Origin of the sequence: Ectothiorhodospira mobilis, from assembly GCF_016584115.1 — a bacterium.
GTDB classification, from domain to species: Bacteria; Pseudomonadota; Gammaproteobacteria; order Ectothiorhodospirales; family Ectothiorhodospiraceae; genus Ectothiorhodospira; species Ectothiorhodospira mobilis.
Genome location: NZ_NRSK01000013.1, coordinates 26,526 through 40,782 on the forward strand (window position 1 = coordinate 26,526; position 14,257 = coordinate 40,782).

The 14,257-nt window shown below is 68.5% G+C and carries 17 protein-coding genes; 6 read left to right on the forward strand and 11 right to left on the reverse strand.

What is annotated here, in order from left to right:
• Window positions 1-2: 2 nt before the first annotated feature.
• The 6 genes from CKO33_RS06985 to CKO33_RS07010 form a co-directional block, all read right to left on the reverse strand.
• Window positions 3-686: a response regulator gene (locus CKO33_RS06985; RefSeq protein WP_338081747.1), complete on the reverse strand. Its 684-nt coding sequence runs from the start codon at window positions 684-686 to the stop codon at window positions 3-5.
• 27 nt (window positions 687-713) lie between these two features.
• A complete protein-coding gene (locus CKO33_RS06990) occupies window positions 714-1,181 on the reverse strand; it encodes a CYTH domain-containing protein (RefSeq protein WP_200180789.1) in 468 nt (155 codons plus the stop codon).
• A 72-nt stretch (window positions 1,182-1,253) separates the two neighbouring features.
• Complete coding sequence (locus tag CKO33_RS06995; RefSeq protein ID WP_200180791.1) at window positions 1,254-2,225, reverse strand: beta-ketoacyl-ACP synthase 3; 972 nt, start codon at window positions 2,223-2,225, stop codon at window positions 1,254-1,256.
• A complete protein-coding gene (gene plsX / locus CKO33_RS07000; RefSeq protein WP_200180792.1) occupies window positions 2,222-3,253 on the reverse strand; it encodes a phosphate acyltransferase PlsX in 1,032 nt (343 codons plus the stop codon). The genes CKO33_RS06995 and plsX overlap by 4 nt, the downstream gene beginning before the upstream one ends.
• Before the next feature lie 124 nt (window positions 3,254-3,377).
• On the reverse strand, window positions 3,378-3,572 hold the full coding sequence (gene rpmF / locus CKO33_RS07005; RefSeq protein WP_200180794.1) for a 50S ribosomal protein L32: 195 nt from the start codon (window positions 3,570-3,572) through the stop codon (window positions 3,378-3,380).
• A gap of 70 nt (window positions 3,573-3,642) precedes the next feature.
• Complete coding sequence (locus tag CKO33_RS07010) at window positions 3,643-4,167, reverse strand: YceD family protein (protein ID WP_200180796.1); 525 nt, start codon at window positions 4,165-4,167, stop codon at window positions 3,643-3,645.
• A gap of 233 nt (window positions 4,168-4,400) precedes the next feature.
• Here CKO33_RS07010 and CKO33_RS07015 point away from each other — a divergent pair, with 233 nt between their 5' ends.
• Genes CKO33_RS07015 through CKO33_RS07025 form a run of 3 tightly spaced genes read left to right on the forward strand, consistent with a single transcriptional unit; the run spans window position 4,401 to window position 8,268 of the window.
• A complete protein-coding gene (locus CKO33_RS07015; RefSeq protein WP_200180798.1) occupies window positions 4,401-5,819 on the forward strand; it encodes an acetyl-CoA carboxylase biotin carboxylase subunit in 1,419 nt (472 codons plus the stop codon).
• Window positions 5,820-5,840: 21 nt separating this feature from the next.
• Entirely contained in the window at window positions 5,841-7,664 is a 1,824-nt protein-coding gene (gene oadA, locus CKO33_RS07020; protein ID WP_200180799.1) for a sodium-extruding oxaloacetate decarboxylase subunit alpha, read from the forward strand.
• A gap of 10 nt (window positions 7,665-7,674) precedes the next feature.
• Complete coding sequence (locus CKO33_RS07025) at window positions 7,675-8,268, forward strand: Maf family protein (RefSeq protein ID WP_200180801.1); 594 nt, start codon at window positions 7,675-7,677, stop codon at window positions 8,266-8,268.
• Window positions 8,269-8,293: 25 nt separating this feature from the next.
• Here the strand turns inward: CKO33_RS07025 and CKO33_RS07030 are convergent, their stop codons facing one another.
• Complete coding sequence (locus CKO33_RS07030) at window positions 8,294-8,722, reverse strand: FHA domain-containing protein (protein ID WP_200180807.1); 429 nt, start codon at window positions 8,720-8,722, stop codon at window positions 8,294-8,296.
• Window positions 8,723-8,880: 158 nt separating this feature from the next.
• Between CKO33_RS07030 and CKO33_RS07035 the strand changes: the two genes are divergently transcribed.
• Together CKO33_RS07035 and CKO33_RS07040 are read left to right on the forward strand one after the other, a co-directional pair.
• The gene (locus CKO33_RS07035) at window positions 8,881-9,828 is read left to right on the forward strand and encodes an L-lactate dehydrogenase (RefSeq protein WP_200180809.1); all 948 of its coding nucleotides are present in this window, start codon (window positions 8,881-8,883) and stop codon (window positions 9,826-9,828) included.
• Between the two features lie 73 nt (window positions 9,829-9,901).
• Window positions 9,902-10,759 (forward strand): ion transporter, encoded by an 858-nt coding sequence (locus CKO33_RS07040; protein WP_200180811.1) that lies wholly within the window; start codon window positions 9,902-9,904, stop codon window positions 10,757-10,759.
• Between the two features lie 27 nt (window positions 10,760-10,786).
• On the opposite strand, the gene CKO33_RS07045 is transcribed toward CKO33_RS07040, so the two are convergent.
• Both CKO33_RS07045 and ubiG read right to left on the reverse strand, forming a co-directional pair.
• Window positions 10,787-11,176 carry a thiol-disulfide oxidoreductase DCC family protein gene (locus CKO33_RS07045; protein WP_200180813.1) on the reverse strand — a complete coding sequence of 130 codons (390 nt, stop codon included), beginning with the start codon at window positions 11,174-11,176 and terminating at the stop codon, window positions 10,787-10,789.
• A complete protein-coding gene (gene ubiG / locus CKO33_RS07050; RefSeq protein ID WP_200180815.1) occupies window positions 11,173-11,940 on the reverse strand; it encodes a bifunctional 2-polyprenyl-6-hydroxyphenol methylase/3-demethylubiquinol 3-O-methyltransferase UbiG in 768 nt (255 codons plus the stop codon). Before ubiG ends, CKO33_RS07045 begins: the two co-directional genes overlap by 4 nt.
• A 256-nt stretch (window positions 11,941-12,196) precedes the next feature.
• Here ubiG and lexA point away from each other — a divergent pair, with 256 nt between their 5' ends.
• The gene (gene lexA / locus CKO33_RS07055) at window positions 12,197-12,796 is read left to right on the forward strand and encodes a transcriptional repressor LexA (RefSeq protein WP_200180817.1); all 600 of its coding nucleotides are present in this window, start codon (window positions 12,197-12,199) and stop codon (window positions 12,794-12,796) included.
• Window positions 12,797-12,819: 23 nt separating this feature from the next.
• Here the strand turns inward: lexA and CKO33_RS07060 are convergent, their stop codons facing one another.
• Window positions 12,820-13,815 carry an alpha/beta fold hydrolase gene (locus CKO33_RS07060; protein ID WP_200180819.1) on the reverse strand — a complete coding sequence of 332 codons (996 nt, stop codon included), beginning with the start codon at window positions 13,813-13,815 and terminating at the stop codon, window positions 12,820-12,822.
• Window positions 13,816-13,824: 9 nt separating this feature from the next.
• The gene (locus tag CKO33_RS07065) at window positions 13,825-14,172 is read right to left on the reverse strand and encodes a carboxymuconolactone decarboxylase family protein (protein WP_200180821.1); all 348 of its coding nucleotides are present in this window, start codon (window positions 14,170-14,172) and stop codon (window positions 13,825-13,827) included.
• Window positions 14,173-14,257: the final 85 nt, after the last annotated feature.

The window sequence follows — 14,257 nt, forward strand, 5'->3', positions numbered from 1 at the left end:
GCTCAGGGATGCACAGGGGAATGACTTCGGGTGATGCCCTGTTCCATGGCCAGGCGCAGCAGGTCCATGTCGCTCTCGCAGCCCAGCTTCTCCCGCAGGCGGGCCTTGTAGGTGCTCACCGTCTTCACGTTCACCCCCAGTTCGGCGGCGATCTCCTGCTGGCGCAGGCCCTGCACCAGAAGCAGGAGGATCTGCCGTTCCCGCGGCGAGAGCCGGTCCAGGGGGCCGGGCGGGAGGGCCTGGGAATCCAGCTGCTCATGGAAACGGGGACTGACGTGGCGATCCCCCCGCATGGCGGTGGTCACGGCGTGGATCAGCTCCTCCACCGGGCAGCCCTTGGTGAGGTAACCGGCGGCCCCGCTGTCCAGGAGCCAGCGGGGATAGGGGCCCTCGTCCTGGACGGTGAGGACGATCACCTTCACCCGGGGATCGGACTCCAGTACGCGGCGGGTGCTCTCCAGGCCGCCGAGTCCGGGCATGTTCAGATCCATGAGGATGACATCGGGCCGCAGGCGGGGCAGCAGTTCCAGGGCCTCCTCGCCGGAGGCGGCCTCCCCCGCCACACGGATCCCGGCCGGCTCGCCATGGCGCTCCAGGAGCCCGCGCACACCGGTGCGCACCAGCTCGTGGTCGTCCACCAACAGGATATCGATCATCAGCGGGGCCGGACCGGCGCTATCGGGCACGGCGGAAACCTCCCGGCTCAACGGGCCTCACCAGTTCTTGAACGGGTGCTGCACCAGGCTGGTGTTGTAGTACCTGGGGTCGTGGGAGACTTCCTGTCCCACCCAGGAGGGCAGCTGCGGCTCATCCGTGGGCGCGTTCAGTTCCACCTCGGCCACCACCAGGCCGGCGTTGTCTCCCTCGAAGACATCCACCTCCCAGAGATGACCGGCGTGGGGGACGTAGTGGCGGGTCTTTTCGATCATGGGGCGCATGCACAGGCCATCCAGCAGCTCCCTCGCCTCCTGGGGCGGGATGGCGTACTCGAATTCCTGCCGCTCCACCCCGAGGGTGGCGCTCTTGATGTTGATGTCGGCCTTCTCCCCGGCCAGGCGCACCCGCACCGAGGCCTGTGTGTTGCCGCAGAGGTAGCCCTGCCGCAACGACACGCTATGGGTCACCTGATCCTGCCAGGCATCGGATACGACAAGGAATTTCTTCTCGATCTCTTGTGCCATCGGGCCTCGGGAGCTTGGGATTCTGCACGGATGCCCGGGATCGTAACACGTTTCCCGGGGGGGGCGGGGCCGTCAGAACCGCACCAGGGCCGACCCCCAGGTGAAGCCCCCGCCGAAGGCCTCCAGCAGCAGCAGCTGGCCGGGGCGGATGCGTCCGTCGCGCACGGCTGCGTCCAGGGCCAGGGGCACGGAGGCGGCGGAGGTGTTGCCGTGTTCCTCCACCGTCACCACCACCCGCTCCATGGGCAGCTTCACCTTGCGGGCGATGCCCTGGATGATGCGGATATTGGCCTGATGGGGGATGAGCCAGTCCAGCTGCGACTGGTCCACGCCCGCCTGCTCCAGGGTCTGCTGGACGATCTGCCCGAGGGTGTTCACCGCCCACTTGAAGACCTCATTGCCCTTCATCTGCAGATAGGCCTCCCCGGCGATCACCGCCGGATAGCCCTTGCCCACCCCGGCGGGGACGCTGAGCAGACTCTCGTAACGGCCGTCGGCGTGCAGATGCGTGGCCAGGATGCCCGGGGTGTCCGAGGCCTCCAGCACCACCGCCCCGGCGCCGTCCCCGAAGAGCACGCAGGTGCCCCGGTCGGTCCAGTCCAGGATGCGGGAGATGCTCTCCGCCCCCACCACCAGGGCACAGCGGGCGGAACCGGCGCGGATGAACTGATCCGCCACCCCCAGGGCGTAGACAAAGCCGGTGCACACCGCCTGCACATCGAATGCCGGGCAGCCGTTGTGGATGCCCAGGCGCTGCTGCAGCAGGCAGGCGGTGCTGGGGAAGACCTGATCGGGCGTGGTGGTGGCCACGATGATCAGGTCGATCTCTTCGGCGCTTCGTCCCGACATCTCCAGGGCGCCCCGGGCGGCCTTTTCCGCCAGGTCGCAGGTGGTCTCCTCGGGCCCCACCACATGGCGCTGGCCGATGCCGGTGCGTTCCCGGATCCAGGCATCGGAGGTCTCCACGATCTTCTCCAGATCGTGGTTGGTGAGGATCTTTTCCGGAAGATAACCCCCGGTACCCGTAATCCGGGAGTAGGTCACGGCGCAATTTCCTCTTTACTGAGCAGTTCCTCCAGCCGCTTGTCGATGCGCTGCGGGACCTTCTTCTCGGCCTCGATGCGGGCGATGCGGATGGCGTTGAGGAAGGCCACGGCATCGGCGCCGCCGTGGCTCTTGATGACGATCCCCTGCAGCCCCAAAAGGCTGGCGCCGTTGTAGGCGCGGGGATCGATGCGCCGGCGCAGGGCCTTGAGCACTGGCATGGCCACCAGCCCGGCCATCTTGGCGTAGAGGCCGCTGGTGAACTGGCTGCGCACGTAGTGGGAGACCATGCGGGCCACCCCCTCGCTGGTCTTGAGGGCCACATTGCCGACGAAGCCGTCGCACACCACCACATCCACCTCGCCGCAGTAGATGTCGTTGCCCTCGACAAAGCCCACGTAGTTCAGGTGGCTGTGCTCCAGCATGTGGGCCGCCTCCTTCACCTGATCGTTGCCCTTGATGTCCTCCTCGCCGATGTTGAGCAGGCCCACCCGGGGGGCATCCAGGTTGTCCACGGCGCTGGCCAGCTCCGAACCCATGACGGCGAACTGATAGAGATGGTTGGCGGTGGAATCCACATTGGCACCCAGGTCCAGCATGTGGGTGTGGCCGTTCAGGGCCGGGATGGCGGTGATGATGGCGGGACGGTCGATCCCCGGCAGGGTCTTGAGCACGTAGCGGGCCGTGGCCATGAGGGCGCCCGTGTTGCCGGCGCTGACGCAGGCGTCCGCCTGCTGGTGCTTGACCAGGTTGACGGCCACGCGCATGGAGGAATCCTTCTTGGTGCGCAGGGCCTGGCTGGGGGGTTCGTCCATGCCCACCACCTGGGCGGCATGGTGGATGCGCAGGCGGTTGGAAGGGGCCCCGCCGCTGGCGGACAGTTCACGGGTCAGCCGCTCCTTGTCCCCCACGAGGATGAGATGGATGTCGGAAAACTCCGCCAGGGCCTTGAGGGCCGCCGGCACGACCACCTGGGGGCCGTGGTCGCCGCCCATGGCATCCAGTGCGATGGTGAACAGACCGCTCATGGGTAGACTCGTCTCTGATCGGGGCACAACGGGAGGGCGGGACCGGCCCGGCCCCCCGGCGAGGCCCGGTCCGGATCACCGCGATGTCCCCGCCTCTCCTTGCGCAGGGGCCGGGGCAACCGGCTTATTCCTCGTCGTCCTCCACGTCCTTGGGCTTGATCACCTGGCGGCCGCGGTAGAAGCCGTCGGCGCTGACGTGATGGCGGCGGTGGAGTTCGCCGGTGGTGGGCTCCACCGACAGGGTCGGGGCCTTGAGGCCGTCGTGGGAACGGCGCATGCCCCGCTTGGAGCGGGTGGTACGACCTTGTGCAACTGCCATGATCTCTCTCCGATGACGTTCAAACCAACCATAAGGCCGCCGGCCCGGGGGCGGCGGCCCATTGTACACATCAATCCCCGTCCCCGGGGTCTCCCTTGAGGCGGCCGAGGACCGCAAAGGGGTTGCCGCGTTCTTCCTTTTGTGCGGCCTCCACCTCGCCGGCGGTGAACTCCCGGCCGGACCGGCCCGTGCAGGCCCCGTCCGCGTGCAGGGGCACGGCGGGCAGCGCCAGCAGGATCTCCTCCTCCACCAGGGCATGCACCGGCAGCAGACCGTGGTCCAGCAGCACCGGTTCCGCATCCGCCTCCAGGGCGCAGGCCTCGTTCATATCCGCCGCGGGCACCACCTGAAAGGTGCTCGCCACGCTGCAGGACACGGGCTGCAGACAGCGCTGACAGAGCAGCTCCACCTGGGCCCGCACCTCCCCTTCCACACGCATGCGGCCGTATTCGCGCACGCACCGCAGCCCCACATGGGCCGGCTGCTCCATGGCCTGCACCGCCTCGCGCAGACGCGGCATGGACTCCAGGCCCAGCACGCCCTGCAGCGCGCCGTCCCGGTTTGCCAGGCGCAGGGGATCGACCCGTTCAGGCAAGGGATGCTCGGACATAAGCGCGCAATTCTAGAGGCCTTCCATAGAGAGTGTCAAAACAAGTCGCGGGCCCTGTCTTGAAAATCCCGCCTGGGTTCACGGATACTGTTGGTTTGCCTCCCACGGGCCGTGCGGGCACCTGCCCCCACGGCCCGTGTGCCGATGGGCGGGACCGGTTCCCGCCCCGGGGCGTCCGACCACCCAACCGCCCGGATTCATGGGCGCGAGACGAGCACGTGATAAAGAAGCTGCTGATCGCCAACCGCGGTGAGATCGCCGTGCGCATCATCCGCGCCTGCGCGGAGATGGGCATCACCTCCGTGGCCGTGTACACCGACGCGGACCGCCATGCACTGCACGTGAAGAAGGCCGACGAGTCCTACTCCCTCGGTCCCGATTCCCTGTCCGGGTATCTGAACGTGCACCGCCTGGTCAATGTCGCCCGCACCGCCGGCTGCGATGCCATCCACCCCGGCTACGGATTCCTCTCGGAGAATCCCGAATTCGCCCGGGTATGCGCCCAGAACGGCATCCGTTTCGTGGGGCCCGACGCCGGGGTCATCCAGCGCATGGGGGACAAGGTGGCCGCCCGCGAGGCCATGATCGGCGCCGGTGTCCCCGTGGTCCCGGGAAGCGAGGGCAACCTGGAGGACGTGGAACAGGCCGTGGCCCTGGCCGCGGAGATCGGCTACCCGGTGATGCTCAAGGCCACCAGCGGCGGCGGCGGACGCGGTATCCGCCGCTGCGACGACGAGCCCAGCCTGCGGCGCAACTACGAGCGGGTGCGCTCCGAGGCCACCAAGGCCTTCGGCAGCACCGAGATCTTCATGGAGAAGGCCATCCTCAACCCGCGCCACATCGAGGCGCAGGTCCTGGCCGACCGCCACGGCAACGTCATCCACCTCTACGAGCGGGACTGCTCCATCCAGCGCCGTCACCAGAAGCTGGTGGAGATCGCCCCCTCCCCCCAGCTGGACGACGCCCAGCGCGAGTACGTGGGCGAGCTGGCCATCCGCGCCGCCCGTGCGGTGGGCTATGAGAACGCCGGCACGGTGGAATTCCTCATGGATGCCGATGGCAGCTTCTACTTCATGGAGATGAACACCCGCCTGCAGGTGGAGCATCCGGTGACGGAGATGATCACCGGCATCGACATCGTGCAGGAGCAGATCCGCATCGCCGCCGGCGAGCCCCTGAGCCAGCGCCAGGACCAGGTGACCCGGCGGGGCTTTGCCGTGGAATTCCGCATCAACGCCGAGGACCCGAAGAACGACTTCCTGCCCAGCTTCGGACGCATCACCCGCTATTTCGCCCCCGGCGGGCCCGGTGTGCGCACCGACGGGGCCATCTACACCGGCTACCACATCCCGCCCCATTACGACTCCATGTGCGCCAAACTCATCGTCTGGGCCCTGGACTGGGAATCGCTGATCCGGCGCGCCCGCCGCGCCCTCCATGACATCGGGGTCTACGGCGTGAAGACCACCATCCCCTATCACCTGGAGATCCTGGACAGCGAGGCCTTCCGCCGGGGGGCCTTCGACACCGGCTACGTGGACGCCCATCCGGAACTCACCGGATACTCCGTCCGCCGTCCCACCCGGGAGCTGGCGGCCGTGATCGCCGCCGCGATTTCCGCTCACAAGGGTCTTTAAGACCAGAAGGTATCCCGAATCATGTCCAAGGTAACGATCACCGACCTGACCCTGAGAGACGGCCACCAGAGCCTGATCGCCACGCGCATGCGCACGGAGGACATGCTGCCCATCTGCGACAGGATGGACGCGGCGGGCTTCTGGTCCCTGGAGGTCTGGGGCGGCGCCACCTTCGATGCCTGCCTGCGGTTTCTCAAGGAGGACCCCTGGGAACGCCTGCGCCAGCTGCGCGAGGCCCTGCCCAACACCCGCCTGCAGATGCTGCTGCGGGGCCAGAACCTGCTGGGCTACCGCCACTACGCCGACGACGTGGTGCGCGCCTTCGTGGCCCGCTGCGCCGACAACGGCATGGACGTCTTCCGCATCTTCGACGCCATGAACGACACCCGCAACGTGCGCGTGGCCATCGAGGCGGTGAAGAAGGAGAACCGGCACGCCCAGGGGGCCATCAGCTACACCACCAGCCCCGTGCACACACCGGAGCAGTTCGTGGCCATGGCCCGGGAGATGGTGGAGATGGGCTGCGACAGCATCGCCATCAAGGACATGGCCGGCCTGCTCACCCCCTATGCCACCGGCGAACTGGTCTCGGCCCTGGTGGACGCGGTGGACGTGCCCATCCACCTGCACACCCACGCCACCGCCGGCCTGGCGGAGATGTGCCATCTCAAGGCCGTGGAGCACGGCGCCAGCAACATCAACACCTGCATGTCCGCCTTTGCCGGCGGCACCAGCCATGCCCCCACCGAGAGCATGGTGGCGGCCCTGCGGGGCACCGAGCATGACACCGGCCTGGACCTGGCGGCCCTGCAGGAGATCGGCTTCTACTTCCGGGAGGTGCGCAAGAAATACCACCAGTTCGAGAGCGAATTCACCGGCGTGGACACCCGGGTGCAGACCTCCCAGGTGCCCGGCGGCATGATCTCCAACCTCATCAGCCAGCTCAAGGCCCAGGGGGCCCTGGACAAGGTGAGCGCCGTCATGGAGGAGATCCCGCGGGTGCGCGAGGACCTGGGCTACCCGCCCCTGGTGACCCCCACCTCCCAGATTGTGGGCACCCAGGCGGTGATGAACGTGCTCACCGGGGAGCGCTACCAGACCATCACCAACGAGGTGAAGAGCTACCTCCAGGGCCGCTACGGCCGCACCCCCGGCCAGGTGAACGCCGTGGTGCGGCGCAAGGCCATCGGCGACGCCGAGGTGATCGAGTGCCGCCCGGCGGACCTGCTGGGCCAGGAGATGGACACCCTGCGCAACGAGGTGGGTGACCTGGCGGGCAGCGAGGAGGATGTGCTCATCTACGCCATGTTCCCGGAACTGGGCCGCGAATACCTGGAGCACCGCCGCGACGGCAAGCTGGTACCCGAACCCCTGGAACCCGTGGGCACCTCCAAGGAGGACAAGACCGCCCCGGTGGAATTCAAGGCCACCCTGCACGGCGAGACCTACCACATCCAGGTCACCGGCACCGGGCACAAGCGGGACCACGAACGCCCCTTCTACGTCACCGTGGACGGCATGCCCGAGGAGATCGTGGTGGAGACCCTGGATGAACTGGAGGTGGACGGCAGCGCCGGCGCCCGCCGCGGCGGCCCCCAGGGCAGCGGCCGGCCCCGCGCCACCAAGCCCGGCCACGTGAGCACCTCCATGCCCGGCACCATCATCGACGTGCTGGTGAAGGAGGGGGACGAGGTGAAGCCCGGGGACGGGGTGCTGATCCTGGAGGCCATGAAGATGGAGACCGAGGTCCAGGCCCCGGTGGGCGGCGTGGTGCGCGCGGTGCACGTGGCCAAGGGGGACAGCGTCAACCCGGACGACGCCCTGGTGGAGATCGAGGAGGCCTGAGACGGCATCCATGCGCGACGACGCCCCCGCCCTGATCCTGGCCTCCACCTCCCCCTTCCGGCGGGAACTGCTGGAGCGGCTCATGCTGCCCTTTACCACCTGCGCCCCGCAGGTGGACGAGACCCCTGTCCCCGGGGAATCCCCCGAGGAGATGGTGCGGCGCCTGGCGGTGGCCAAGGCCCGCGCCGGGGCAAAGCTCCATCCCGGCGCCCTGGTCATCGGCTCGGACCAGTGCGCCGCCTGCGACGGGCGCATCCTGGGCAAGCCCGGGGGCCACGAACAGGCGGTGGAACAGCTCACGGCCCTCTCCGGCCGCCGCGTGGTCTTCCATACGGGGTTGTGCCTGCTGGACGGGCGCAGTGGCGGGATCCAGGAGGCGGTGGTCCCCTTCCCCATCCGTTTCCGGAACCTGTCGGCGGCGCAGATCGAGACCTACCTGCAGCGGGAACAACCCTACCGCTGTGCCGGCAGCATCCGCTCGGAAGGCCTGGGGATCGCCCTGTTCGAGGCCATGGAGGGGGAGGATCCCACCGCCCTGGTGGGCCTGCCCCTGATCCGGCTCACGCAGATGCTGGAGCGGGCGGGAAGACCCGTACTGGCCTAGAGGGCCCAGACCGGGTCATCGCCCCTCAGTGGGGCACCTGGAAGGCCACCAGATCCGGGTCCCCCTCGCGGATGGGCCGCCCCAGGCTGATCACCCCCTCCCCCACCAGGGGCACCTCCTCCCCGTTGAGCAGACAGATGGGCTCGGAGCCGTGGATACTCACGTAGGTGCCGTTGGTGCTCTGATCGATGAGGATGAACTTGCCCTTGCGGTAGATCACCCGGGCGTGGTGACGAGAGGCCACGGGCACCATCACCACCAGATCGCAGTCGGTGCTGCGCCCCATGACGAAGACCCGGTCGGCGGCGGTGAAGGCGGTCTCCCTGCCATGGAAGGAGAACCCCATGCGGGCGTTGAGGTCATAGAGCTTGCGCACGTCCTCCGCACTGATCCGCTGGGTGGGGGCGTTGTCCTCCTGCCCGGCATGGGGGTCGTTGCCCGGGGATGGTTTCATTGCGCACAATCCTCTGGAATGCAGGTGGCGGGTGCCACGGTATCACCGTTCCGCTGCCTGTCGGGAATTATGACGCCGGACGCAGAGCCATTCTGTGATCCCGTCCGGAGTTTATCCACGGCCGCCACCGCGGCCGGCCAGGCCCAAGGGGAGACACCATGACCAGCTTCAGCCATGCGGTGGGGATTATCGGTACGGGCAACGTGGGGGTGGCCGCCGCCTATGCCCTCTTCCAGCGCCAGATCGCCGGGGAACTGGTGCTCCTGGACAAGGACCCCCGGCGCGCCGAGGGGGAGGCCATGGACCTGATGCACGGCCAGTCCCTGGTGGGCCGGGTCACCGTCCGCGCCGGCGACTATGCGGACCTGAAGGGGTGCCGTGTCATCGTCGTCACCGCCGGGGTGAACCAGAAACCCGGGGAATCCCGCCTGGACCTGCTCAACCGCAACGCCGCCGTCTTCCGGGAGATCGCCACCCAACTGGACCGGCACGCCCCGGAGGCGGTGCTGGTGATCGCCACCAACCCCGTGGACATCCTCACCCGGGTGATGCAGCGCCTCAGCGCGCGGCCGCCGGAACGCATCATCGGCACCGGCACCATGCTGGACACCTCCCGTTTCCGGGCGGCCCTGGGGGACTACTACGGGGTGAACCCGCGCTCGGTGCACGCCTATATCATGGGCGAACACGGGGATTCCGAGGTCCCCATCTGGAGCACCGCCAAGGTGGGCGGACTGAGCCTGTACCGCCAGACCGTCCACGGCCGGCCCTTTGACGAACAGGCCATGGAGGCCCTGTTCCAGCGGGTGCGCACCGCCGCCGCCGACATCATCTCCCGCAAGGGCTACACCAACACCGCCATCGGCCTGGTGATCGCCTATCTCGTGCGGGTGATCCTGGAGGACCAGAAGAGCGTGCTGCCGGTGAGCGTGGACCCGGAGGGGGAATACGGCCTGCGGGAGGTATGCCTGAGCATCCCCTGCATCATCGGCGCCGGCGGCATGGAGGGCCGGGTGGCCCCGGTGATCAGCGACACCGAACACCAGGGCATGGTGCGTTCCGCCCGCATCCTCCGGGACAGCCTGGAGGGGATGGAGATCGGCTGATTCCCTGGATTCGGCGGGGGCAACGGGTATAATCCGCGCGCCAACCCCTTCGCGGAGTCACAGCGAACCGCCCATGGAGCACAACGTCCCCGTTTCCCTGCGCGCCCGCGCGGGCCGTTTCGTGGAATCCGTCCGCGTCCAGCGCCTGATCATCGCCCTGATCCTGGTGAACGCCGTCCTCCTGGGGCTGGAGGCCCTGCCCCGGGCGGCGGACGCGGCGGGCAACTGGCTCCTGCTCGCCGACCGGGCCATCCTGGCGGTGTTCGTGGCGGAGATCCTGCTCAAACTCCTGGCCCACGGCCCCGGCTTCTTCCGCCGCCCCTGGGATGTCTTTGATTTCACCGTGGTGGCCATCGCCCTGGTACCCGCCTCCGGGCCCATGGCCGTGCTGCGCGTCCTGCGGCTGTTGCGGCTGGTCTCCATGATGCCCCGGCTGCGTTTCATCGTGGAGGCCCTGCTCAAGGCCATCCCGGGCATCCTGTCCATCATCGGACTGCTGACCCTGCTGTTCTACGTCTTCGCCGTCATCGCCACGGGCCTGTTCGGTGCCGCCTTTCCGGAATGGTTCGGCAACCTGTGGCGGTCCATGTACACCCTCTTCCAGATCATGACCCTGGAGAGCTGGTCCATGGGCATCGCACGGCCGGTGATGGCGGAATTCCCCTGGGCCTGGATCTTCTTCGTACCCTTTATCCTGATCGTGACCTTCACGGTGCTGAACCTGTTCATCGCCATCATCGTGAACGCCATGCAGACCATGCACGAACAGGAGTTGGCCGAGGAGCACGAGACCATCGGCCGGGTGGTGAAGGAGGAGAACGTCCCCCTGCAGGAGGATCTGCAGGCCCTGCGCCAGGAGATCCAGGCGCTGCGGGAGGAGATGGCCTCCCGGGACCGGGGCGGCCCCCGCAAGCCCGGGGACGGGGACTGAAGGCGCGCCCCCGGGAGCGCCAGCGGCTCAGACCGGACAGACGCCCCGCCGCCGCCCGCGCCAGCGGGCAAAGCCCTTGTAGCCCAGTTCCATCAGGGGCAGCACACCCGGCACGATGCGCACCCCCCGGGCCAGCCAGCGGTATCCCGGGAGATGGCTCCAGATGAGGACGAACACCCGGGCCCCGGTGACCACCCGCCCCGAGGCATCCCGGGCATGCATGCGCTGCATGGCCGTCTCCCAGTCCACCCCGATGCGCTCCAGCACCCCGGGATCGGCGTGGATGTCCAGCCAGTGCACCCGGCCCTCCCGGTCCAGGCGCTGGTAGTGGTGGATCTCCCGTCGGCAGAGGCCGCAACCGCCGTCATAGAAGACCTCCGGGCGGCCATCGGTGGGGGGCAAGGGGGCATCGTTCATGGGGTATCTCCTTCGGGGCGATGGGTCATGAGCATGTAGTTGACCGCCATGGAGCGGCCCGGGGTCATGCGGCGGGTGAAGGGGTTGACGCGCACGCCGGTTGCCTCCACCACCCGGATCCCGTCCCGGGCCAGCAGGGCCTGAAGCTCCCGGGGCTTGCGGAACCGCCGCCACTGGTGGGTCCCACGGGGCAGCCAGCGCAGCAGGTATTCCGCACCGAGGATGGCGGTGACAAAGGCGGACGGTGTGCGGTTGAGGGTGGCGATGAAGCCGTGGCCCCCGGGGCGCAGCAGGCGGTTACAGGCCGCCATGAAGCCCGGCAGGTCCGCCACATGCTCCACCACCTCCATGTTGAGCACCACGTCGTAGCAGGCGCCGCGCCGGGCCAGGGCCTCGGCGGTCCCCACCTCGTAGCTCAGGTCCAGACCACTGCCCCGGGCGTGTTGGCGGGCCACGGCGATGTTGTCCGCGGTCACGTCCACCCCGTGCACCCGGGCCCCCATGCGCGCCATGGCCTCGCTGAGGAGACCGCCGCCACAGCCGATGTCCACCACCGCAAGCCCCGCCAGGGGCCGGGGGGCCTGGGCATCCCGCCCCAGACGCCGGCAGAGGTGGTCCCGGATCCAGGCGCTGCGCAGCCGGTTGAGGGTGTGCAACGGCCAGAAGGGGCCTTGTGGGTCCCACCAGCGCTGGGCCAGCCGGGTGTAGCGGGCCACCTCGGCGGGGTCCACGGAGGGGATATCGGGATCCGGTTCGGGGTGCAAGGGGGCTCCTTTTGGGTTGAGCGGGGTCCTCCCGCGTTTTTGGATTGGATCGGCGGTCCGGCCCGGGGGTTCCGCCGTCCGGCGATCCCGAAGGACCCCTGGTCAGCGCGTCCGGTCCCCCGGCCCGGAACCCGGGGACAGGCCCTGATGCCGGGTGCAATGCACAGCGCCTTCACGGCCACGCCCCCATCCGGTCGCCCCTTGCCGCAGCGGATACATTGGCCTACTGTGCATGGGTATAGAGACGGAGATTCCCATGGAGAAGCTGACCCCCAGGCAGGCCGAGGTCCTGGCCTTCGTGCGCGAATACATGCAGTCCCACGGTATGCCCCCCACCCGTGAGGACATCATGCGGGCCTTCGGCTTCCGCTCACCCAACGCCGCCGAATGCCATCTGCGCACCCTGGCACGCAAGGGGGCCCTGGAGATCCTGGCGGGTACGTCCCGCGGTATCCGCCTGCCGGAGCCGCCCGGACTGCCCCTGGTGGGGCGGGTGGCCGCCGGGGCCCCCATCCTGGCTGAGGCCCACATTGAGCAGCATTTCCAACTGGATCCGCGCCTGTTCCATCCCCGCCCCGACTATCTGCTGCGGGTGCGTGGCGAGAGCATGACCGGGGCGGGCATCCTGGACGGCGACCTGCTGGTGGTGCACCGCACTCCGGAGGCCCGCAACGGCCAGATCGTCGTGGCGCGCCTCGGGGACGAGGTCACCGTCAAACGCCTCCGGCGGCAGGGCCCCCAAGTGGCGCTGTTGCCGGAGCACCCCGACCATGACCCCATCCACGTGGACCTGCAGCGGGAGGAACTGGCCATCGAGGGCATCGGCGTGGGGGTGATCCGTCACACCCCGGCGTGATCCGTTGGCGGCAGTCCCCCTTCTCAGGGGAATGCCGTCTCCTCCAGCCAGGATTCCATCGCGCGCATGACCGCCTGGGGGCACTCCTCCTGAGGCACATGGCCACACTCGGGGAGCACCGCGGTATGCGCCCGGGGCAGGGCCCCGGCCGCCCGCAGGGAGTCCTGCGGGTCCACCACCCGGTCCGCCTCCCCCACCAGCACCAGGGCGGGCTGGCGGATCTCATCCAGGTGATCGCTCACGTTCACAGGCTGAGTCAGGGACTGACGGAAGAGCTCGCCCCAGGCCAGGTCCCAGTGACGGACCCGGGTGTGGATCAGGGTCAGGTCCCGGCGCTGCGGGTCGATGCGCGCCGGATCGGCATAGGAGAGCTCCAGCAGTGGCGCGCGGCGGCCCATCTGGCGGGCCAGGAACAGACTCAGACGCTCCATCTGCGGCAGCCCCGCCACCCATTCCGGGAAGGTGGGCCGGTTCACGTAGACCCAGGGGTTCACCAGGATCAGGCCCTGTACCCGCTGCGGCCGGCGCAGGGCGGCCTCCAGGGCCAGGGTGCCACCGGCGGAGTTGCCCACCAGCACGGCCCGTTCCACCCCCCGGGCGTCGAGAAAGGCGAACAGGTGATCCAGGGCCGCCGCCTTGGTGTAGGGACTGGGTCCGGACCAGTCCCCGGGCACCGGCTTGGCGCTCAGGCCGTAGGGCACCTGATCATAGGCCAGCACACGGCCGTGGCGGCCCAGGTCGTCCATAACCCGGTTCCAGGTGAAGGCATTGAAGGTGAAGCCGTGCAGCAGCACGAAGGTGGGCCCCTCCCCCGCCGCACCCGCCTCCAGGTAGTGGAGGTCCAGGCCGTCGCTGCCGGGGAAATCCACATGCACGAACCGGCTCTGGGGTGGGGCCACATCGGTGGCCGTCTCCAGACCCTGGATGGGGGTTGTGGAGATCCAGAAGGGGCCGAGGGCCAGGGCGGCCAGCCCCAGCAGGAGCAGGCCACCCAGGAGAGTCAGCAACCAGCGGAGCATGGGCCGGCCTTACTTATCGAAGGCTTCCAGTGCGTTATGCACCTCGGCGATATAGGTCATGGCCGGACCGCCCCCCATGAGGATGGCCACCTTGCACACATCCACAATCTCCGCGCGGGTGCCCCCCGCCTGCAGCACCTTCTGCACGTGGATGCCGATGCAGTACTTGCAGCGGGCGGTGATGGCCATGCCCAGGGCGATGAGCTCCTTGGTCTTCTTGTCCAGCACGTCGTCCTCGAGGACCTTGTCCATGAAGCCGTTGAAGGCGGTCATGGTGTCCCGGGCCTCGGTCTTCATCATGCCCATGCCGGACTGGAAGTTCTTCAGGGCCTGGGTCATACCGTTGGTGTTGTCCATGATGCACGGCCTCCGCGAAGTGGATTCATCCCCATGATGACAGCAAAGGGACCGCGTGGCGATCCCCGGCCCGCTTGGCGCGGAT

Excerpts from the sequence above, each read along its gene's own strand:
- CKO33_RS07035 (WP_200180809.1), top strand. The coding sequence starts at position 8,881 with ATGACCAGCTTCAGCCATGCGGTGGGGATTATCGGTACGGGCAACGTG.
- CKO33_RS07030 (WP_200180807.1), bottom strand. The coding sequence starts at position 8,722 with ATGAAACCATCCCCGGGCAACGACCCCCATGCCGGGCAGGAGGACAAC.
- lexA (WP_200180817.1), top strand. The coding sequence starts at position 12,197 with ATGGAGAAGCTGACCCCCAGGCAGGCCGAGGTCCTGGCCTTCGTGCGC.
- CKO33_RS07025 (WP_200180801.1), top strand. The coding sequence starts at position 7,675 with ATGCGCGACGACGCCCCCGCCCTGATCCTGGCCTCCACCTCCCCCTTC.
- CKO33_RS07045 (WP_200180813.1), bottom strand. The coding sequence starts at position 11,176 with ATGAACGATGCCCCCTTGCCCCCCACCGATGGCCGCCCGGAGGTCTTC.
- CKO33_RS07040 (WP_200180811.1), top strand. The coding sequence starts at position 9,902 with ATGGAGCACAACGTCCCCGTTTCCCTGCGCGCCCGCGCGGGCCGTTTC.
- oadA (WP_200180799.1), top strand. The coding sequence starts at position 5,841 with ATGTCCAAGGTAACGATCACCGACCTGACCCTGAGAGACGGCCACCAG.
- CKO33_RS07060 (WP_200180819.1), bottom strand. The coding sequence starts at position 13,815 with ATGCTCCGCTGGTTGCTGACTCTCCTGGGTGGCCTGCTCCTGCTGGGG.
- plsX (WP_200180792.1), bottom strand. The coding sequence starts at position 3,253 with ATGAGCGGTCTGTTCACCATCGCACTGGATGCCATGGGCGGCGACCAC.
- CKO33_RS06990 (WP_200180789.1), bottom strand. The coding sequence starts at position 1,181 with ATGGCACAAGAGATCGAGAAGAAATTCCTTGTCGTATCCGATGCCTGG.
- CKO33_RS07065 (WP_200180821.1), bottom strand. The coding sequence starts at position 14,172 with ATGGACAACACCAACGGTATGACCCAGGCCCTGAAGAACTTCCAGTCC.
- rpmF (WP_200180794.1), bottom strand. The coding sequence starts at position 3,572 with ATGGCAGTTGCACAAGGTCGTACCACCCGCTCCAAGCGGGGCATGCGC.